Source organism: Paraburkholderia sp. 35.1 (assembly GCF_050436525.1).
GTDB lineage: Bacteria > Pseudomonadota > Gammaproteobacteria > Burkholderiales > Burkholderiaceae > Paraburkholderia > Paraburkholderia tuberum.
Genome location: NZ_JBNDMJ010000002.1, coordinates 568,136 through 588,389, shown reverse-complemented (window position 1 = coordinate 588,389; position 20,254 = coordinate 568,136). Strand labels below are relative to the sequence as shown.

Below are 20,254 nucleotides of genomic sequence, written 5' to 3'. Positions count from 1 at the left end.
GAAATGATTAGGCAAGCGCCGTGGAGGCGTCAGTCAGGGTGACAAGGTCGATGGTCCGGCCCTGGTTCATCCACTTGCGCGAAAGCTTCAGCTCACGCGGGGTGTTGATCGCGATCACGCCACGAATCGTGTTGTCTTCCAGATAGAACAGCGTTGCGCGTTTGCCGGGCAAATCACCGCGCACCGCGAGTTCCGCGTTGGCCGGAATGTCGCCGAGAATCTGCAGGTTCACGTCGTACTGATCGGACCAGAACCACGGAATATCCGTGTACGGTTCGAACGTGCCGAGCAAGGCCTTCGCCGTGGAGATCGCCTGGTTCTGCGCGTTGGCCCACGATTCGAGCCGCACGCGGCGCTTCAGCCACGCGCTCGGATGATTCGCGACGTCGCCGCACGCGAAGATGCGCGGGTCGTCGGTGGCGCCGAAGTGATCGACGACGATGCCATCCTCGACCTTCACGCCCGCCGCTTGTGCAATCGCCGTATGCGGTGCGAGACCGATGCCGGCCACCGCGAAATCGGCGTCGAGCGTCGAGCCGTCCTTAAACGTCGCGCGCAGCCGGTTCGCGTCGTTCGGATGATCTTCGAGCTTGACCAACGCCGCGTTCAGACGCACGTCCACGCCGTTCGCGCGATGCAGCTCCAGCAGGAAATCGGACACCAGCGGCGGCAGCGAGCGCACGCACAGACGCGGCGCGCCTTCCACCACGCACGCCTCGACGCCTAGCTTGCGCGCGGTCGCCGCGACTTCGAGACCGATCCAGCCGCCGCCGATCACGAGCACGCGCTTGCTTGAGCGCAGCCGTTCGCCGAGCGCGACCGCTTCGTCGAGCGTGCGCAGATAGGCGATATGCGAGGTCTTCACGAGCGCGTCGGGCAGACGGCGAGCCGCGCCGCCGGTCGAGATCACGAGGCGGTCGTACCGCACTTCGCGGCCCGACTTCGTGCGTACGATGCGCTGCTCGCGATCGATCGACGTCGCGCGATCCGGTTGCCATGCCTCGACATTCAATGCGTCGAAATCGCCGGGCTTCACGAGCCGCACCGTGTCGATGTTCGCGTCGCCGGCCAGCACGGCCTTCGACAGCGGCGGACGCTCGTACGGCAGATGCACTTCGTCGGCGATCATCACGAGGCGGCCGTCGAAGCCTTCCCGGCGCAATGTCTTCACGACCCAGCCGGCCGCCTGGCCGCCGCCGATCACGACGATCGTGCGCGGCGCCTCGAGCCCCGCATGCGCGGTCTGGGCCTTTTCCGCGGCAACGTCAGTCATTCTTGCGCTCCGTCATGAACTTGCCTTCCGGCGCCTTCGCGTCTTTCTGGCGCCGCGTGTTGCCGTCGATGCCGCCGTCGATCGCCCATTCGGCGAACACGGTCGGGCCCGGCTCGAAATCGCGTGGCTGCCAATCGGGCGTCAGTTGATCTTCGTCGGCGTAGTACTCGATCAGGCCGCCGGCCGGATTCTTGAAGTACCAGAAGTACGCCGACGACACCGGATGACGTCCCGGGCCGAGTTGCGTTTCCCAACCGCAGCGGCTGATGTGCATGCCGCCGCCGAACACTTCGTGGATGTCGCGCACGGTGAACGCGACGTGGTTCAGGCCGCGTTTGCCGTTCGGCAGCGCCAGCAGGAACAGGTCGTGATGGCCGCCGTGCGGCGCGCAGCGCATGAACGCGCCGCGGCCCGGATAACGGTCCGAGGTCTCGAAGCCGAGCAGTTCGTGATAGAACTTTTCCTGCTCGGCGAGCCTGTTCGTGAAGAACACGACGTGGCCCACTTCGACCGGCTCCGCGCGCTCATAGACCGGCGACGGCTGATCGACGCGCAGCGTCTGGCCCCACACGTTCGACGGCGAACCGTGCACGTGGACCGCCCACTTACGCGTGACTTCGACGCGCACCGCCATGCCGTTCGGGTCGATGCATCCAACCGCGTCGTCGTTTTCGAAGTGGCCCGGCTGGCCGGCGAAGCGGCCACGCAGTGCGTCGAGCTCCGCCTTCGTCGCGACGCCCCACGTCACTTCGCGCAAGGTCGGGCCTTCTTCGAACGCGGGCGGCAGCGACGCATCGTTCGCCTCGACGACGAGGACCGTGCAGCCGTTCAGCGTTTCGAAGCGCGCGTGGGTTTCGTCGTGGGCGGTCTCTGTCATACCCCAATCCGCGAAAAACTGCCGACAGGTGGCGAGATCCGTCACGCCGTAAATAATCTGTTCAATGCCGAGAATCGTCATAACGTGCCTCTTCGTCCCGCTTCAGTTCGCCCACGCCAACGGCGCGTCGTTCAAGCCCCAGTAGAGGCTCTTCTGTTGCATGTATTCGCGAATGCCGACACGGCCTTTTTCGCGTCCCATGCCGCTCTCCTTCCAGCCGCTGAACGGCGTGGAGATCGAGAACAGCTTGTAGGTGTTGATCCAGATGGTGCCGGCTTCGAGGCCGCGCGCGATCCGGTAGGCGCGCTTGTAATCGCGCGTCCAGATGCCGGCGGCGAGGCCGAACACGCTGTCGTTCGCTTCCTTCAGCAGCGACGCTTCGTCGTCGAACGGCATCGCAACGAGCACCGGGCCGAAGATTTCTTCCTGGCAGATGCGCGCGTCGTTGGTCAGGCCTTCGAGAATGGTCGGCTGGAAGTAGGTGCCGGCTTCGCGGTTATCGCCGACCGGACGTTCGCCGCCGCACAGCAGACGCCCGCCCTCTTCTAGACCGAGCGCGACATAGCGTTCGATCGTCTCGCGATGCGCCTGCGTGATCAGCGGACCCATCTGCGTGTTCTCGCGCGACGGATCGCCGACGCGCAGCTTGCGCGCGCCTTCGATCAGACGCTGTATGAAGGTGTCGTAGATCGAGCGCTGCACGAACAGGCGCGAACCTGCGATGCACGCCTCGCCCGACGAGCTGAAAATGCCGTACAGCACGCCGTTCACCGCATGATCGAGATCGGCGTCGTCGAACACGATGGTCGGCGACTTGCCGCCGAGTTCGAGCGACACCGGCATCAGCTTGTCCGCCGCGATGCGCGCGATGCCGCGGCCCACTTCGGTGCCGCCCGTAAACGACACCTTCTTCACGAGCGGATGGCGCACCAGCACGTCGCCGATCACCGAGCCCTTGCCCGGCAGCACGCTGACCACACCCTTCGGCACGCCCGCTTCCTCGCAGATGCGCGCGAGCGCGAGCGACACCAGCGGCGTGACTTCGGCGGGTTTCAGCACCACCGCATTGCCGCCCGCGAGCGCCGGCGCGAGCTTCTGCGCGTCGGACGCGATCGGCGAATTCCACGGCGTGATCGCCGCGACCACACCGATCGGCTCGTAGATGCTCATCGTCAGATAGTCGCCGCGTGACGGCGTGACGTCTTCATCGAGCGTTTCGAGGCAGGCCGCGAAATAGCGGAACGTGTTCGCCGCGCTCGCGACCAGCACGCGCGTCTCGCCGATCGGCTTGCCGTTGTCGCGGCGCTGCAGATTCGCGAGCGCTTCGTGGCGCGCCATGATCAGATCGGCGATGCGATACAGGATCAATGCGCGTTGATGCGGCTTCAGACCCGACCAGTTGGACTTGCGCCACGCCGCGTCGGCGGCTTCGATGGCTTCGCGCGCGTCGTCGGCGCTGGCCGTCGAGATTTCCATGTTGACCGACTGATCCGCCGGATACAGGCTTTTGTACGGGTTGCCGCGCCCCTGCCGCCATTCGCCGCCGATGAAAATATCGCCGTTGGGCACGAGGCTGGTATCGAAGTGAGTCATGTCGGTCGTTCCGGTTCTTTCAAGCCAGGGGCTTAAGGAAACGCTGATTTATTCAGCTCGGTGGTCATCGCTGGCGTAGCCGAGGACGTTATAGAAGAAGGCAGCTTACGGAACAGACTCACGATGATGAAGAGGCAGATCGGCTTCGCAGAAGCGGAAATTTCGGGCAAGAAGAGATTGACGAGGCGCCAACGCTTCCTGGCGGAGATGGAGAAGGTCGTTCCGTGGCAGCGCTTGCTGTCGGCAATCGAGCCGCACTATCCGAAGGGCACGCGAGGCCGCCCGCCAATTGGCCTGGAGCGAATGCTGCGAATCTACTTCCTGCAACAGTGGTACGGGCTGTCGGACGAAGGACTGGAAGACGCGCTGTATGACAGCATCGCGCTGCGAGCCTTCGCCGGCATCGATCTGGCAGTCGAGAACGTGCCTGATGCAACCACGCTGTTGAAGTTCCGGCGCCTGCTGATCGAGCACGAACTGACACGGAAGTTGTTCGACGAGATTGGCATCTCGCTGTGCGAGCGTGGACTGATGATGAAGGAAGGCACGCTGGTTGACGCGACGATCATTGAAGCGCCGCCGTCAACCAAGAACGCCGGGAAGAGTCGTGACCCGGAAATGCATCAAACGAAGAAGGGAAACGAATGGCACTTTGGGATGAAAGCCCACATTGGCGTCGATGCCGACTCGGGCCTGATCCACAGTGTGGTTGGCACGGCGGCCAACGTGTCGGATGTATCGCAAGCGCATGCCCTGCTGCACGGACATGAGGAGCAGGCGTTTGCCGATGCGGGCTACATTGGCGTAGACAAGCGCGAGGAAATGACGGGCAAGACCGTGAAGTGGCACGTCGCTGCCAAGCGGGGAAAGATCAAGGCGATGCAGGCGGGAGCGCTGAAGGACTTGGTGATGGCGGTCGAGCGAACCAAGGCGCAGATCCGTTCGCGGGTTGAGCATCCGTTTCATATCGTCAAGAACCTGTTTCATCATCGCAAGACCCGATACAAGGGCTTGGCCAAGAACACCGCGCAACTGTTCAGCCTGTTCGCTCTGGCGAATCTGGTGATTGCGCGAAATCTGTTGCGATCGGTCCATGGGAGCAATCCGTCAAGCGTATGAAAAATGCGAGCAGGGAGGCTCGTTTACGCGTCCAATTCACCGAATTGAGCGTCGATTTGCTTCGTCATACAGAAAATTCGACGCCATCTCGCCTGCAACTTGGGCAGTTGGTCCATTGATCAGCGTTTCCTTAACGGGTCTTAACGGGTCTTAGATCACGCAGCGCGCCGCGCGATTGCGCAGTGCGCGGATCGCGCTATAGGCGGGCAGCGCGGACGTCTTCGGGTTGTCCGGCAGCGGCTTGCCGCTCATTTCGAGCGCCATCTCGCCGAACGCGCCCCGCGCGACGATGCGATGCACGTTGCGCGTCACGTTCGGATCGGCGATCAATCGCACTGTCGTGTTGTCGAGGCCGAGGCCCGCGAGCGCGATCGTCGCGGCGACGTTCGCGTTCTTCGGATAGAGCCGCGCGGCCTCGCGCGCGCTGCCCTCGAAAATCACTTTCTCTTCGGCGAGCGTGGCCAGATCGCAAACCGCTTCGGCCGGCGTGCCGAGCCAGCCGACCGGCGGCTTGCGGCCCGTGTACAGCACTTCGTCGAGACCGCCGAAGCGCGCCGCCGAGATCGCGTCGACACCGCCGATTGCGCCCGACAGCAGCGTGACCGTCGCGTCGCCTTGATCGGCCGCGGCCGCGAGCGCATCGAGCAGCCCGACATCGGACAGCGCGCCGATCGACGCGACCGCACAATCGGTGCCCGCCTTCAGCAACGGCACGACGTGAGCGACGAGCGCGCTGTGGCCCGCGCATTCGAGCGCGAACTGCGGCTTCGTGCTCAGCGCCGCCACCGACGACACCACGTCGACGCTCGCGCCCACCACTTCACGCACCGACGCCACATGACTTTCAGGCACGATCACATGCGACACGCGCACCGCCGGATCGGCGGCGACCGAGCGGTACACCGCCTGGCCGATCGCGCCGAAGCCGATCATCGCGATGTCGATGGGCGCGTGATGTCCCGCGTAGCCGGCCTCATGCATGTTGCGGCTCCTCTTTCTTGACCGGCGGGCCTGCGAACGCGGTGGCGAACGAGCCGACCGACAGCATGTCCACTTCGACCAGCACCGGACCCGTCTTCGCCATGCCTTCGCGAATGATCGCTGGCGCGTCGTCGAGCGACTTGATGCGGTAGTGCGGGAGCTTCAGGCTTTCGCAGAACTGCGCGAAATCCGGCTGATGCAGTTGCACGTAGCAGCGGCGGCCGCCGTACTGCGCGTCCTGAATGTTGCGGATCACGCCGTAGCATTGGTCGTTCATCAGCACGATCATCACGTTGGCGTTTTCCTGCACGGCCGTCGCGAGTTCGCCGACGTTGACCATCAGGCCACCGTCGCCGCACAGAGCCACGGTCTTCGCCGCATTGCCCGCGAGCGCCGCGCCGATACCCATTTGCATACCCTGGCCGATGCCGCCGCCGAGCGCGTGCACGCCAGCGCGCGGCGTGAAGATCTTCAGCAGGCGGTTGCCCCACGTGCTGTTCGAGATCGTGACGTCGCGCACCCAGTTGTAGTCGCGGCCCACGGCTTCCTGCAGCGCGTCGACGAGACGCTTGTAGGGCCCAAGACCCTTGCTGACGTCGGCGACCGCGCTTTCGCGCGCGGCGGCCAGGTCTTGCGCGAACGCCGGATCGATCTTCAGCTTGCCTTCGAGCAGCGTCGCGAGTTCGTCGAGCACCGCGGCGGCGTCGCCGTGGATGAACATGTCGTTGCGATAGCCGCGGTTGTCGGCGAGCGCGTCGGCGTCGATGCGATACAGCGGCTGCGGCAGCGCGAGCTTGTACTTCAGCGTTTCATTGCCACGCAGACGCGAGCCGACCACGACGAGCGCGTCGCAGGTCTTGTAGAAGCTTTCGACCGCCGGGTGCACGTTGAACGCGCCGAGCGTGGCCGGGTGATCTTCGGGCAGCACGCCGCGACCCTGCACGCTGGTCACGACGCCAAAGCCGAGCGCGACCAGACGTTCGACCGCCGCGCGCGCGTGGCGCGTGCCGCCGCCCAGCCACAACAGCGGGCGCTTCGCCTTCGTCAGGTGCTGCGCGAGTTGCGCGACGCGGTCCTTGCAATGCGTGAGCGTACTCACGTGCGGGGCGCCGAGATCGCTCGGCCATTCGACTTCGGCGGCCTGGATGTCGATCGGAATCTCGACGCTGACCGGGCCGCTCGGCGCGGCTCGCGCGACGCGCACGGCTTCGCGGATCGTCGGCAACGCGGTTTCGACCGAGCGCACGCGGAACGCGGCCTTCGAGATCGATTGCAGCATCGACAGCTGATCCGGTGCCTCGTGGATGTACGCGAGGTCCTGATCGAGATAATCGGTTTCGATCTGGCCGGTCACGTGCAGCAGTGCCGTGCCCGCCGTCAGCGCCTCGACCATCGCGCCCGCCGCGTTGCCCGCGGCGGTGCCGGTGCTCGTAAAAGCGACGCCGAGGCCGCCGGAAACGCGCGCGAGGCCGTCAGCCATGTTCACCGCGCCGGCTTCGCCACGCGCGCCGACATAACGGATCTTGCCGCGCGTGTTGATTGCGTCGAGGATCGGCATGTTGTGGATCGAGATCACGCCGAAGGCGGTTTTAACGCCGCATTGCTCGAGAAAGGCGGCGATCAGTTCGCCAACGGTGGTTTTGTTAGACATGTCGTGCAACGCCTCCAGAAACATCGATGTGACTGCCAGTCGTGTACGACGACAGCGGGGTAGCCAGATAAAAGAGCGCCTGTGCGGCTTCTTCGGGACGGCCGAAGCGGCCGAGCGGGATGTTTTTCTTGCGCGCGAGTTCGCCGGTCCAGTCTTCCCAGCTCTGTCCGGGCTCGGCCTGGGTGGCATAACGGCGGCGCCATTGACCCGATTCGACGATGCCGATCAGGATCGAATTGACGCGCACGCGCTGCGGCGCCAGTTCGACCGCGAGCGACTTCGTCAGGCTCAGCAGGCCCGCGCGCGCCGACGACGTCGCCACCATATGCGGCTCCGGCTGCAGCGCGAGCAGCGAGTTCACGTTGACGATCGCCGCGTTGCAGCCGGCGCCGGCCGTGTCGCGCAGCATCGGCAGGAACGCGCGGGTCGGGCGGATCACGCCGAAGTACTTGAGGTCGAGTTCCTCGCGCCAGGCGTCGTCGGTCGTGTCGGCGAAGGTCGACACCCGGCCCTGGCCCGCGTTGTTCATCAGCATGTCGGTGCGGCCGAAGCGCTGCTGCACCGCCTGCGCGAACGCGTTGACTTCGTCGGCGTCGAGCACGTCGCAGCGCTGCGCGAGCAGTTGCGCGCCGGAATACTTCTTCGTGAGCGCGGCTTGCGCCTGGGCGAGCCGCTCGCTGTCGCGGCCGCAGATCGCGACCGAAGCGCCGGCGCGTAAAAACAGTTCGGCGGTTGCGAGGCCGATGCCGGACGAACCGCCCGTCACCACCGCTACCTGTCCGGTCAAATCGATTTGGATCATCAGAGCCCCAGTGCCTTCATGTACTTGTTGCCGCTATTCGGCCCAGACTTCGGCCGGTAATTGAGCCGCTGCGACAGCTCGTCGGCCGCGCGGCGCACCTTGTCGACGAGACCGCCGTCGAGCAGCGATGCATCGATCTCGCGGCGCGGAATCGTCGTCGTGATCACCGCGACGATGCGGCGCGAGTCGTTACGCACCGGCGCGCTGACCACCGAAATGCCGCGCTCGAACGAAGACTCGCTGATCGCGAAGCCGCGCCGCGCGTCGTCGCGAATCCGTTCGTACAGTTCGTCGACCGTGGCCGGCGTCTGCGTCGTGAAGCGCTCGAGTTCCGGCTCCGGATAGAGCTTCTTCAGTTCCTCGAACGTCAGATCGCCCATCAGCACCTGGCCATGGGTCGTCGCATGCGCGGGCAGGCGCGTGCCGACGTTGACCTTCACCGAACTGAAAATCGGCGCATGGCTTTGCGCCTTCGCGACGAACACGACGTCGCGTGCATCGCGAATCACGATGTGGCTCGTGAGGCCAGTCTCGTCGCGCAGCTTTTCGATGATCGGCAGACCGAGATCGGTCAGTTCGAGCGAGCTCAGATATTCGAAGCCGAGCCGCAGCACCGCGACGCCGAGGCGATAGTTGCGGTCCTTGTCGGCGCGTTCGAGAAAGCCGAGGAATTCGAGCGTCTGCAGCAGACGGAACACCGTCGTGCGCGGAATGCTCAGGCGCCGCGACAGCTCCGGTGCGCCGAGCACCGGCTCGCGCGGCGAGAACTCCATCAGGATCTTCAAGCCGCGTTCGAGACCGGGCACACGGTAGCCCGAATCGCTGCTCGTTTCGTTGCCGTCGGCGGCGAGGTCGCGGTCGGCGTCAAGAGTGTCGGGCGTCATTGATTGGCTCCGCTTTGGCTCAATGGGCTGTCGCTTGCGCGGCAGAACGTATCGATGATCGTGGTGTACGCGGCGGGTGCCTCGATATAGCCGGCGTGTCCCGCGCGCGGCACGATCTGCAGGCGGGTCCGCGCGGCCAGAGCGATCTTTTCGCAGGCCTCGGGCGTCGTGATCGTGTCTTCGGCGCCGACCGCGACGTTCACGCGACCGTCGTAGCGCGCGAGGTCGGCCGCGAGATCCGCGTTGGCGAGCAGGTGCGTGGCCTGCGCGTAGCCATGCGGCATCACTCGTGACATGTTCCAGCGGACCCATGCGCGTGCTTCGTCGCTCGCGTGGGCGGACAGCATGTTTGCGCTGCGCGTGTTGGCGAGACCTTGGGGCCCTAGTTCGTTCAGCATCGCGAGCCGTTGATCGCGTTTGGCGTCGCGCACCTCGGGCGCGGCCGCACCGTAGCCGCTCGCGGGCGACAGCAGCAACAGACCCGCCAGATAGCGGGGATGCGCGGCGGCAAACGCGCCGGCGACGATCGCGCCGAGCGAGTGCCCGACCAGCACGCAGCGTTCGATACCGAGTGCGTCGAGCCATTCCTTCAGTACGACTGCGTAATCCTGCGCAACTGGCGAAGCTGCCGCGACCGGCGAGGAAGCGCCATACCCCGGCGCGTCCCAGGCCAGCACACGGCGCGTCGCGCCGAGCGCGTCGAGCTGCTGCACCCACGAAGCCGCGCCCGAACCGATGCCGTGCAGCAACACGAGCGGCAGCGCGTCGTGGCCAGCGCGATCGACTTCGCGATAGCTGAGCACGCGTTGCGCGGCGAGGCTGCCTTGCTGCGCCGGATAGCGTGCGAGACGCGCTTCGAGCGCGGCAAGCTGTTCGGCGTTGACGGACGGGACTGCGGACATGATTTTCTTCGCGGGTGAAGTGGAACGACGTGGACGGCGTGGCAGCGCGTTAGCCGCGCTTGATCTTCGCGAGCGGCGAATCCGGCGGATACGTCGGCGTAATCGGCTTCGGCGAACCGAGCATCACGCACATCAGCGCGTCTTCCTCGCCGATGTTGACTTCCGTGCGGTACACGCCGGGTGGCACCGAGATCAGGTCACGCTCGCCGAGCACCGCTTCCCACGTCTCACCGTCACGCTCGCAGATCACTTTCATCTTGCCGCGCAGCACGAAGAAGATTTCTTCGACGTCTGTATGAATATGGCTCGGGCCGATGTTGCCGGCCGGGATCACCATCGTCGAGAACGTGAAGTTGCCTGCGGGCACCGTGTTCATGTCCTTCGCGACGCCGGTACCGCCGGTACCGACATAGCGCATCTGCGCACGTCGATACTTCGGGTCGTAGTCGGCCTGGAACTTCAGCGCGTCCCAGTCGTAGCGACGCGTCTCCAGGCGTGCGACGCGGCTGTCCAGCCATTGCTGGAAGCTTGCGTCCGCGGGTTGGTCCCAGGATTTGCGTTCGTTGTCGGCGTCCGCCATCTCTTTCTCCTTTCGATTCGACAAGATCAATTCATCACGAAGCCGCCGTTGACCGGCAGCAGCTGGCCAGTCACAAAGCGAGCGGCATCGGACAACAGAAACAGCACCGGCCCGGTCACATCGTCGGGCACTTGTGCGCGCGTGAGCGCGCGGCCTTGCAGGTAGTACTGGTGACGCTCGGCGGGCACGTACGCGGTTGCCTCGACTTCGGTCAAGCCCGGCGCGATCGCGTTGACGGTCACGCCGTGCGCGCCGAATTCGCGCGCGAGCGAGCGGGTCATCGAGATCACGGCACCCTTGCTCGCCACATACGCGAGCAGCTTCGGCGCGCCCCACATCGCCGTGTCCGACGCGATGTTGACGACGGCGCCGCGGCCCGATTCGCGCAGATACGGCAGCGCGGCGGTGCTCATCAGCCAGGTGCCGCGCACGTTGACGTTCATCACGGCGTCCCACGTTTCGACATTGAGCTCGTCCGCGAACTTGCCGCCGGAATTCGTGATCGCCGCGTTGTTGATCAGCGCGTCGAGACCGCCGAGCTGTGCCGCGCCTTGCTCCGCGAACTGCTTGACGCTGGCCGGATCGGCGAGGTCGAGCGGCAGATAGGTCGTCGCGTGGCCCTGCTCGCGCAGCGATGCCCCGAGCGCGCGGCCTTCGTCGTGCAGCACGTCTCCGAACACGACCTGTGCACCAGCTTCGACGAGCGCACGGACGAACGCCGCGCCGAGACCGCGCGCGCCGCCCGTCACGAGGACGCGCCGGCCCTTGAGCGCTGCGAGTGCGTCGTTATGCATGGCTGTGACCGGCTTCGTTGGCGGCGGCCGTCGCGTTGGCCGCGCGATGCGTTCCGAGCGCGGCGAGATCCTGCTGTGCGCGTTGACGCAGCATGCGGCGCACACGCGTCATGCCGACGTCGTGCTGATAGAGGAACTCGTGATCGCGCGCGTTCGGGGCGAGGCTTTCGAGGACGTAGCGGTCCTGCTCGAGCACGTCCCAGTGCAGACCTTCGAGGCGGTTGCGATACAGGAAGCGCCATGCGTCGCGCTGCCAGCCCTGCACCTTGCGGGTACGCCAGAAGTAGACCTGGCAGTTGTCGCCGTCGACCGGAACCGCGAAGCCGACGATGCCGAAGCTGCCGCCCGGGCCGAACTTCTTCTTGTACGGAATCGCGAGACGCATCCACAGCGCGCCGGTGTCACCGAGTTCGACCCAGTCGAAGTTCACGTCGCGCTGGCCGATCTTCTCGAAGATCAGACCGGTTTCGGTCTTGCGCACGCGCATCTCGGCCTGCTTGTCGCCTTCGGCCATCGAGTGCGACGTCGCGTGCAGATAGGCGCCGTGCATCGGGTCCATCACGTTGTCGATTGCGTACTGGTAATTGCACTTCCAGTTCGACATGCACAGGAAACTTGCGTATTCCTCGCCAACGAGTTCGTCAGGCAGCACTAGCGGCGCCGGTTCTTTGTGCGCGTCGTCGCCGAACCACAGGAAGATCGCGCCGGCGTGTTCTTCGGCCGGGTACGACTTCACGCAGGTCTTGCCTTCGAGCGGACAGCTCGACACGGCCGGCACGTTGATGACGGTGCCGCTGCCGTTCACTTCGACGCCGTGATACCAGCACGCGACGCGATCGCCGAGATTCCAGCCGAGCGACAGGCGCGCGCCGCGGTGCGGGCAGCGGTCTTCGAGTGCGTGGACTTTGCCTTCGCTATCGCGCCACAGCACGATCTGGTCGCCGAGACGCGTGACGCCGATCGGCGCGTTGCCGACCTGCCAGCTCGGCGCGACGGGATACCAGTAGTTGCGCAGGCCGCGGTCCAGATACGACTTGACCGGATCGGCCGTGTCTTTAGTTGTAGTGGGGGACGTCATGAAGAGACTCCAGTACGAATGCGGTGAAACGTGTTCGGAAAGGCGCGCCTAGTCGGCGAGCTGACGGAATTCGGCGGCCAGGCGCTCGGCGATCCACTGAGTGCCTTCCGGGGTGCGGAAACCGTCGCGGTTCAAGCCCTCGACGACCTCCTGCAGTTCTGTTGCGCCGGCTTCGAAAACGCGTTCGAGCGCATCGCCAAAGTCGTTTTCGTACTGGGTCGGCTCGGCCTTGCGGTTCTGCCAGACCATGTTGCTGCTCTCGCCCGGCTTCTCGATCACGCCCTTGCCAGCGACGTTGTTCGGTTGCGGCGCGAGCCACGGCTTCAGGAAGGGATTGAAATTCACGGCTACCTCTCGCATGTCATTCCACCTTGATCTGGATTTCTTCGCCTGCGAGACGTACCGAGTACATCTTCAGGTCGCGGCCGCCCGGCTCTTTCAGGCACTTGCCGGTCGGGATATGGAACACGGCTTCGTGCAGCGGACATTCGACGGTGTCGCCGTCGACGAAGCCCTGCGTCAGCAACGCGTACGCGTGGGGGCAGACGTTTTCCATCGCGTAGATCTCGTCGCCCACCTTGTAGATGCCGATCTCCGTGCCGTCGAGCTTGAACTCGAGCGGGGAGTCTTCGGACAGGTCACCGGCATGTCCGGCACAGCGCCATGGTTCGGTCATTTCTCACGTTCTCCTGAGCCTTGACGTTCCATATAAGGAACATCAGTTCGTGTATGGTCGATTATAGGAGTCGGTCTACGCCGAGAAAATAAAAAAATGAGCTCTTAGGGGAAAACACCGACTGTCGTTTTTGGCACACATCGGCGCGCCGTGCCGGGCGCACAACCTTTAACCACGCGGGCCTTTGCTAAGCATGGCCTAGCCGGAATCCCAGACGTGGGACGATCGGCAACAGCGGGTTTGTACTGATCTCAAAATTTATTTCGGATGATCTCAGCTTCACTATACTTTCCATAGGCGATACATGTGTCCATAGGTGGAACGCAGACGTAAAGCCGATGTGGTTCTGGCGCAGAAACCAGAACGGAATTAACCCCAGAGAACAGATCAGGGACGGCGCATTCGGCGAGTGTCTACGTCGTTTGATCAGGAGGACCAACGGTGAAGCAAATCATTGCGGCCGGTTTGACGGCAGCTTGCATGACCACGGGCGCGTGGGCGCAGAGCAGCGTGACGCTATATGGCAGCCTCGATGCAGGTGTCGCGTACATCAGCAACGTGGGCGGCAGTTCGAAGTGGATTCAGGAACAGGGCAACATGCAGCCTGACCGTTGGGGCCTGAAGGGGGTCGAAGATCTGGGTAATGGCCTGAAGGCGGTGTTCCAGCTCGAAAACGGCTTCTATACGAACACGGGCGCGATGGCGAAAGCGGGCGTGCTGTTCAACCGTCAGGCTTACGTCGGTCTCGCTTCCGACCGGATCGGAACGCTGAGCTTCGGTCATCAGACGCCGTTCAGCTTCGACGTGCTCGGCCCGTTCAGCACCGGCTACCAGGCGGCGAGCTGGTACGCGTTCCACCCGGGCAACATCGACGCGCTCGCCAACACCGCGGTCGTGCCGTACGACAACTCGGCGAAATTCCGTTCGGCGTCGTTCGACGGCTTCACCTTCGGCGCGATGATGGGCCTCGGCAATCAGACCAACTTCGCGATCGGCCGCGCGTATGGCTTTGCGGCGACGTACGCGAACGGCGGCTTCAAGGCAGGCGCAAGCTATTCGAACGAGAACAACCGCACGCCGTCTATCGTGACGACCGGCATCACGACCTTCCAGGGTCAGCCCGCCGCGACCTACACGGCCGACAACCTGCAGAACATGGGCCTGGGCCTGTCGTACCAGTTCGGCAGTGTGCTCGTACACGGCCTGTACACCCGCGTGAAGCTCGAAAGCGCCGCTCACTCGGACACCTATCAGAGCTACGACGCTGGCGCGAACTGGCAGGTCACGCCGTTCAACACGATCGCAGGCGGCGCCGCGACGACGACGCTGGCCGGCCATCGCTGGACGCAGTTCATGATCGGCAACGTCTATGCGCTGTCGAAGTCGACGCAGGTGTATATCAACGCGCTGTATCAGCGCGCTGGTTCGAACACCGACGCGGCGTTTTTCACCGCGGGCGTATCGAGCGGCCGCAATCAGGCGATCGTCCTGAGCGGCATCCATCACTCGTTCTGATGATTTTGACGACGTGACACGGCGAGTCCGGCTGTGCAATGCAGCAGGACTCGCCGACAAATTATGAAATAAGTATTGGAAGTAGTAGCGCCGTGAAGTCAGCGCGCACTCAATGCGCGGCAACCGATCTGCGGCGTGCCTGCATCGCGGTCGGATCGTCCGGCCTCGGGCGATAGCTCAGGCGCTCGGACAGCTCCAACGCCGCCTGGCATACGGCGATGATCAGCGGCTCGCGCTCGGCGGTCTCGCCGATATCCGAACGCGGGATCGTCACCGTCAACGCGGCGGCGATCTTACCGCTCTGGTCACGCACCGGCGCGCTCACCACCGAAATCCCCCGCTCGAACGACGCCTCGCTGACCGCATAGCCAAGCGCCGCGCTCTCGCGTACCCGTCCATACAGTTCTTCGACGGTCGCCGGCGTGCGCTCGGTGAAGCGTTCGAGCTGCGGTTCCGGATACAGCTGGCGCAACTCTTCGAAGCTCAGATCGCCCATCAGCACCTGGCCATGCACCGTTGCATGCGCGGGCAGGCGCGTGCCGACGTGCACCTTGACTGAACTGTACATCGGCTCGTGCGTCTGCGCCTTCGCGACAAACACGACGTCGCGCTGATCGCGGATCAGCAGATGCGTGCTGAGCCCGGTCGCGTCGCGCAGGCGTTCGAGAATCGGCGTGCCGACGTCGGTCAGCTCGAGCGAGCTCAGATACTCGAAGCCGAGCCGCAGCACCGCGACGCTGAGCCGGAAATAGCGGTCGCCGTTGACGCGTTCGAGGAACCCGAGCGCCTCGAGCGTTTGTAATAAACGAAACGTGGTGGTGCGCGGGATGCCGATCCGCTTCGATAACTCCGGCGCGCCGAGCACCGGCTCGCGCGCGCTGAATTCGGCGAGGATGCGCAGGCCGCGTTCGAGGCCGGGCACCAGATATGTGGATCCGCCGGCGCTGTCGTCGTCGTTGGCGGAAGCGGACACGTCCGCGCTTTGCGCGTGCGACTGCGCCGGTTCGTGTTGTGCCGCGGAGGCTGCCGCCGCACGGGGTTTGGCCTGCCTGCGTCCCACTCCTGTCTGCTCTTCTTTTGCCATCTTGGCTGCCGTCTCTATGCGGTTCATCGGGTTCAATTCAGGATGATAGCGCGAAGCACGCGGCGAATCGGCCATGGGCGGTGCTATGCTTTGATCCGGTCCGGCGGCGCGGTGTATTCCAGCCGCTCGCTCGCGCCGCCCAAGCGTAGGAGGCCACGTCATGTCCAGCGCGGTCCAAATTCAGGTTGCCGACTCGCATCTTTATCCGGGCTGCGCGGTGCGCATCGCGAATCTTCCCGAGCCGGCCTGCGCGTCAAACGTCGCCGAGGCGCGCGTCGAATTCGCGGACGGTTCCGGTGCGCACGCCACCTGCCATCGGCGCGCACATGACGAACTCGAATTGACCGTCGAGCGTTATGCGACGCAAAAACGTCATCCGATCGACGCACGGCACTGGCTACTATTGGCCGTCGATGCCACGCATCACAGTTGGCGCGTCAAGCGTCGGCTGCCGTAAAGCCGCGAGGCCTGCCGCCCTCGGCGGACCCGTAACCGGTGTCGCGCGCGCCGCTTCGAGCGGCGCCGATGCGACCGTCACGTCTCCTTCGGAACTCACCGATGACCGACCACGATCCTCACCTGCCGCCGAAACTGGACAACCCCGATTCAATCGATAACACCAACGACGCCCCCGACGATCCCGAACGCCGGCGCGTACTGACCGGTCTCGCGGCGGTCGGCCTCGGCCTTGCGCTGACCGGCTGCAAAACAGGCGAGGGTCTCGCGGGCAACGGGCCGCCGCGCAGCGCCGCCGACTTGCGGCTCGACGCTGCGCTGCACGATCAGGTGAAGAACATCGTGGTGATCTACGCGGAGAATCGCAGCTTCGCGAACCTGTACGGCAACTACCCGGGCGTCCAGCATCCGCTCGACGCGCTCACCGCCGAGCAATACGTCCAGCTCGACCGCGACGGCAAGACGCCGCTGCCGCGGCTGCCGGCCATCTGGGGCGGGCTCGTGCCGCAGGCGCAGGAAGTGGACGGCAAGCGCTACATGATCGGCGAAAAGGATCTCGATCATCTGCGCAACCGGCCGTTCCGCATCGTCGATGCGCACGGCGCGCCGCTGCCGACCGGCGTGATCACGCGCGACCTCATCCATCGCTTCTATCAGAACCAGATGCAGATCAACGCGGGGCGCAACAACCAGTTCGCCGCGTGGGGCGATTCCGGCGGCCTTGTGATGGGGCACTACCGCAATTCCGCCGACACGCTGCGTCTGTGGAATCTCGCGCAGCAGTACACGCTGTGCGACAACTTCTTCATGGCCGCCTTCGGCGGCTCCTGGCTGAACCATATCTTCCTGATCTCGGCGCAGGCGCCCTACTATCCGGACATCCACAACAGTCCGGCGAAGAAGATGGTGTCGGTCGTGGAAGGCGACGATCCGACCGGCACCCGTTTGAAGCTCGCGCCCAATTCGCCTGCGTCGGCGCTCGACGGTCCGCCGAAGTTCGTCAATGACGGCGCTTTCACCGCCGACGGCTACGCAGTCAACACGATGGCGCCGCCGTATCAGCCGAGCAGCGTGCGTCCGGCCGAAGGCGGCGACCCGGCTTTCGCGGATCCGTCGAACCCGCGGGTAATGCCGCCGCAGAATTACGCGACGATCGGCGACCGGCTGACCGGCAAGGGCATCGACTGGGCGTGGTACAGCGGCGCGTGGCAATTCGCGCTCGATCATCGCGATACGGGGTCGATGCCCGACTTCCAGTACCACCATCAGCCGTTTAACTACTTCGCCAATTACGCGCCGGGCACCGCCGCGCGCCGCCGCTATCTGCGCGACGGCGGCATGGGTAACGACGCGTCGACCAATCGCCTGATTGCCGACATCGACGCGGGACGTTTGCCGACCGTGACGTTCTATAAACCGCAGGGCGACCTGAACATGCACGCGGGCTATGCGGACGTCGCCTCGGGCGACCGTCACATCGCGACGCTGATCGAGCACATCCAGCGCGGCCCGCAATGGCAGAACACGGTCGTGATCGTCACCGTCGACGAGAACGGCGGTTGGTGGGACCACGTCGCGCCGCCGATCGGCGATCGCTGGGGTCCGGGTTCGCGCGTTCCCGCGCTCGTGATCTCGCCGCTGGCGAAGAAGGCTTATGTCGATCACACGGTGTACGACACGAACTCGATTCTGCGTTTCATTAACCGTGTGCATGGACTCGCGCCACTCGATGGCGTGGTCGCGCGCGACAAGGCATTCGCAAGCAACGGACTCGCGCCGCTCGGCGATCTGACCGCTTCGCTCGATCTCGCTTGAGCGCCTCTCGGCTGCGTTGATTTGTCGCGGCTCGCGGTCTGCATGTGGTCGTTACTGCATGCATATCGCGTACGCCGCGGCGCAGTAAGGATTCACCGTACCTCGCCACACCTTTTGGCGACTTGATTTTCCATTCGCACATCATGCCTTTGTCTTGCATAAAGCGCCGCGCCGCCTAGACTGATAAAGCGCTTCGCAATTTATGAACGGAACTGATATGCGACTGACCATCCTGATTAACGGTTCCGATCCCACCGTAAGCCATGATTACGCTGTGCTCTGGCTCGATACCGATGAACATCGGTGGTCGAGAGAAGCGCATCAAGGGATCGACCTGCCCCCATGGGGCGAACTGCGCGACGAAAACGGCGTGACCACGCTGTGCGCACCGAGCGCCGAGGCGCCGCTTTGTACGTTGCGCGGTCTGCACGTCGATCGCAAGGAGCGAGTGAGCGCCGCGCAAGGCGCCGCTGCATGGACCGCGCTGCAAACACGCAAGGCGACTAGCGGCTTCTGGCGTTTGCAGGCGGTGGATCGTCAAAAAGTGCGCGCTGAAAACAGCGTGTTCGGTAATTAAGTTCTGGCGCGATTCGTCGCGCTTCTCTTTTCCGGTCGAAACTTCCGGCTCATTGCACGAGCACTGTTCGTACGCGTAAATCTGTTCGTGCGCAATCGAACATAACGTGCCGCGATCTCGCAAGCCTTAAGACATTCTTAAGATTGCGTGCGTAGATTCGGAAGTCCACGCATTCGGGTCGCTGCAAAGCGGCCCACTTTTTTGTCCGGCGCACGCCGCCTCTGCCGTTTCCAATTCCCTTCCTTCGATTCGCATTGTGCAGTCGCTCGATGCGGGCCACGACGCTATACTTGCGTCCCCGTTCATCGAACCACCGACCCATGAAGAAGTGGCTTGCCTGTCTGTTACTCGCCGTCGCCGCTCATGCGAGCGCGGCGCCTTCCTGCACCGGATTCACGCCGAATGCGCAATGGCCCGTCCTCACCAATCAGAAGATGGCGCCGAAAACGCGCCTGCTTTGTTATAGCGATTTCGCGGTGCTGCATTCGGGTATCACGCACGGTCCGCTGTGGTCTGCCGAGCATCTGACGCGTGAGCACATCGAAGAAGCGAAGGACATGGTGCGCACCAACAAGTTCTTCGAAGACGCGCGTCTGCCCGAAGGCGAAGGCGCGACACTCGCCGACTACAAACGCAGCGGCTTCGATCGCGGTCATATGAGTCCGGCGGGTAATCGGTGGAACGACGAGGCGATGGCGCAATCGTTCTCGCTCGCGAACATCGTGCCGCAAAATCGTCAGAACAACCAACGATTGTGGGCACGCATCGAAACTGCCGTGCGCAAGATCGCACTCGCCTACGACGACACGTACGTCGTCACCGGACCGCTGTTCACCGGCCAGCAATTGCAGACGATCGGCCCGACGCGCGTGTTCGTGCCCACCCAGTTGTACAAGGTCGTCTACGTGCCGTCGCGTCAACTGGCCTTCGCAGTCGTGGTTGATAATGTAGCGACCAACCGCTACGACATCCGCACGATTCACGAACTCGAAGCGATGTCGGGCATCCGCTTTCCGGGCATTCCGGACAACCTCAAGGACCAGCGGCCAGGAGGACTGAAAGGTGTTTAAGCCCTATTCGAACGATGACGACCTGCTCAACATTCAAGGCGATGCGCTCACGCTCAGCAATGGCACGACGCGTGTCGTGCTGAATGGCACGCTCGAATTGACGCGCGATCAACGCGGACTGAAGGCGGCGCTCGCGTTGAAGGAAGCGCTCGATGCGATCGTCGCGAGCCTGCAGGCGCAGAAGGATTTACCGGCAAAGGTGCAGGACGAGCCGGATGCTAAACCGGGTATCGTGCAGAACCCGTTTCAATAACGGATTCGGCAGCGTTGCATTTGCGCAACTTCGCAGATCGCAATTTTTACTGATGTCGGTCACGCAAACCTTTGCGTGACCGCTAGTTTTCTAATCTCGCGCCAATAGAGCGGATCGCCTCGCCTCTGTCACATAATGTACATAGAGAAACCTTAGCGTGCGAGGTTTCTTCACACATCGACTGGCGTCGCCATGCATGCTGCGTTCTCGAGATTTCGCCGTTCTTCCGCACAGGGTAATCCGCGCACTGCCGGAGACTTGTGCCAGGAAGTTC

At 64.0% G+C, this 20,254-nt stretch carries 21 protein-coding genes; 7 read left to right on the top strand and 14 right to left on the bottom strand.

What is annotated here, in order from left to right; all coding sequences use genetic code 11:
• Positions 1-7: 7 nt before the first annotated feature.
• From OKW27_RS08515 to OKW27_RS08505, 3 genes are read right to left on the bottom strand one after another with little or no spacing between them, the layout of a single operon-like run.
• Positions 8-1,273 (bottom strand): NAD(P)/FAD-dependent oxidoreductase, encoded by a 1,266-nt coding sequence (locus OKW27_RS08515; RefSeq protein WP_429333200.1) that lies wholly within the window; start codon positions 1,271-1,273, stop codon positions 8-10.
• The gene (locus tag OKW27_RS08510) at positions 1,266-2,231 is read right to left on the bottom strand and encodes a VOC family protein (RefSeq protein WP_429333199.1); all 966 of its coding nucleotides are present in this window, start codon (positions 2,229-2,231) and stop codon (positions 1,266-1,268) included. The genes OKW27_RS08515 and OKW27_RS08510 overlap by 8 nt, the downstream gene beginning before the upstream one ends.
• 21 nt (positions 2,232-2,252) lie before the next feature.
• Positions 2,253-3,743 (bottom strand): aldehyde dehydrogenase, encoded by a 1,491-nt coding sequence (locus OKW27_RS08505; protein WP_429333198.1) that lies wholly within the window; start codon positions 3,741-3,743, stop codon positions 2,253-2,255.
• A 126-nt stretch (positions 3,744-3,869) separates the two neighbouring features.
• On the opposite strand from OKW27_RS08505, the gene OKW27_RS08500 reads away from it, so the two are divergent.
• Complete coding sequence (locus OKW27_RS08500) at positions 3,870-4,862, top strand: IS5 family transposase (protein ID WP_429334568.1); 993 nt, start codon at positions 3,870-3,872, stop codon at positions 4,860-4,862.
• A 150-nt stretch (positions 4,863-5,012) separates the two neighbouring features.
• On the opposite strand, the gene OKW27_RS08495 is transcribed toward OKW27_RS08500, so the two are convergent.
• From OKW27_RS08495 to OKW27_RS08450, 10 genes are read right to left on the bottom strand one after another with little or no spacing between them, the layout of a single operon-like run.
• Positions 5,013-5,843, bottom strand: coding sequence for an aspartate dehydrogenase (locus OKW27_RS08495; RefSeq protein WP_429333197.1), 831 nt, complete (start codon positions 5,841-5,843; stop codon positions 5,013-5,015).
• Positions 5,836-7,494, bottom strand: a complete 1,659-nt coding sequence (locus OKW27_RS08490) for a thiamine pyrophosphate-binding protein (RefSeq protein WP_429333196.1) — start codon at positions 7,492-7,494, stop codon at positions 5,836-5,838. Before OKW27_RS08490 ends, OKW27_RS08495 begins: the two co-directional genes overlap by 8 nt.
• Positions 7,487-8,296, bottom strand: a complete 810-nt coding sequence (locus OKW27_RS08485) for an SDR family oxidoreductase (protein ID WP_429333195.1) — start codon at positions 8,294-8,296, stop codon at positions 7,487-7,489. Before OKW27_RS08485 ends, OKW27_RS08490 begins: the two co-directional genes overlap by 8 nt.
• Positions 8,296-9,180, bottom strand: coding sequence for an IclR family transcriptional regulator (locus tag OKW27_RS08480; RefSeq protein WP_090808045.1), 885 nt, complete (start codon positions 9,178-9,180; stop codon positions 8,296-8,298). Before OKW27_RS08480 ends, OKW27_RS08485 begins: the two co-directional genes overlap by 1 nt.
• Complete coding sequence (locus tag OKW27_RS08475) at positions 9,177-10,082, bottom strand: alpha/beta fold hydrolase (protein ID WP_429333194.1); 906 nt, start codon at positions 10,080-10,082, stop codon at positions 9,177-9,179. Before OKW27_RS08475 ends, OKW27_RS08480 begins: the two co-directional genes overlap by 4 nt.
• A gap of 49 nt (positions 10,083-10,131) precedes the next feature.
• Complete coding sequence (locus OKW27_RS08470) at positions 10,132-10,662, bottom strand: cupin domain-containing protein (RefSeq protein ID WP_090808049.1); 531 nt, start codon at positions 10,660-10,662, stop codon at positions 10,132-10,134.
• Between the two features lie 26 nt (positions 10,663-10,688).
• A complete protein-coding gene (locus OKW27_RS08465; protein ID WP_429333193.1) occupies positions 10,689-11,456 on the bottom strand; it encodes an SDR family oxidoreductase in 768 nt (255 codons plus the stop codon).
• Positions 11,449-12,534, bottom strand: a complete 1,086-nt coding sequence (locus tag OKW27_RS08460) for a Rieske 2Fe-2S domain-containing protein (RefSeq protein ID WP_429333192.1) — start codon at positions 12,532-12,534, stop codon at positions 11,449-11,451. Before OKW27_RS08460 ends, OKW27_RS08465 begins: the two co-directional genes overlap by 8 nt.
• A gap of 48 nt (positions 12,535-12,582) precedes the next feature.
• Positions 12,583-12,894 carry a recombinase-like helix-turn-helix domain-containing protein gene (locus tag OKW27_RS08455; protein WP_429333191.1) on the bottom strand — a complete coding sequence of 104 codons (312 nt, stop codon included), beginning with the start codon at positions 12,892-12,894 and terminating at the stop codon, positions 12,583-12,585.
• A 1-nt stretch (position 12,895) separates the two neighbouring features.
• Positions 12,896-13,210 carry a non-heme iron oxygenase ferredoxin subunit gene (locus OKW27_RS08450; RefSeq protein WP_090808057.1) on the bottom strand — a complete coding sequence of 105 codons (315 nt, stop codon included), beginning with the start codon at positions 13,208-13,210 and terminating at the stop codon, positions 12,896-12,898.
• A 441-nt stretch (positions 13,211-13,651) separates the two neighbouring features.
• On the opposite strand from OKW27_RS08450, the gene OKW27_RS08445 reads away from it, so the two are divergent.
• Positions 13,652-14,725 carry a porin gene (locus OKW27_RS08445; RefSeq protein WP_429333190.1) on the top strand — a complete coding sequence of 358 codons (1,074 nt, stop codon included), beginning with the start codon at positions 13,652-13,654 and terminating at the stop codon, positions 14,723-14,725.
• 109 nt (positions 14,726-14,834) lie between these two features.
• Here OKW27_RS08445 and OKW27_RS08440 read toward each other — a convergent pair whose 3' ends face one another.
• On the bottom strand, positions 14,835-15,809 hold the full coding sequence (locus tag OKW27_RS08440) for an IclR family transcriptional regulator (RefSeq protein WP_429333189.1): 975 nt from the start codon (positions 15,807-15,809) through the stop codon (positions 14,835-14,837).
• 160 nt (positions 15,810-15,969) lie between these two features.
• On the opposite strand from OKW27_RS08440, the gene OKW27_RS08435 reads away from it, so the two are divergent.
• The 5 genes from OKW27_RS08435 (at position 15,970) to OKW27_RS08415 (ending at position 19,980) form a co-directional block, all read left to right on the top strand.
• The gene (locus tag OKW27_RS08435; protein ID WP_090808061.1) at positions 15,970-16,266 is read left to right on the top strand and encodes a hypothetical protein; all 297 of its coding nucleotides are present in this window, start codon (positions 15,970-15,972) and stop codon (positions 16,264-16,266) included.
• 101 nt (positions 16,267-16,367) lie between these two features.
• Positions 16,368-18,080: an acid phosphatase gene (locus OKW27_RS08430; RefSeq protein ID WP_429333188.1), complete on the top strand. Its 1,713-nt coding sequence runs from the start codon at positions 16,368-16,370 to the stop codon at positions 18,078-18,080.
• A 217-nt stretch (positions 18,081-18,297) separates the two neighbouring features.
• Positions 18,298-18,657 (top strand): DUF3564 domain-containing protein, encoded by a 360-nt coding sequence (locus tag OKW27_RS08425; RefSeq protein ID WP_090808065.1) that lies wholly within the window; start codon positions 18,298-18,300, stop codon positions 18,655-18,657.
• Positions 18,658-18,977: 320 nt separating this feature from the next.
• On the top strand, positions 18,978-19,727 hold the full coding sequence (locus tag OKW27_RS08420) for a DNA/RNA non-specific endonuclease (RefSeq protein WP_090808067.1): 750 nt from the start codon (positions 18,978-18,980) through the stop codon (positions 19,725-19,727).
• On the top strand, positions 19,720-19,980 hold the full coding sequence (locus tag OKW27_RS08415; RefSeq protein ID WP_090808069.1) for a hypothetical protein: 261 nt from the start codon (positions 19,720-19,722) through the stop codon (positions 19,978-19,980). The genes OKW27_RS08420 and OKW27_RS08415 overlap by 8 nt, the downstream gene beginning before the upstream one ends.
• The last annotated feature ends 274 nt before the right edge of the window (positions 19,981-20,254 follow it).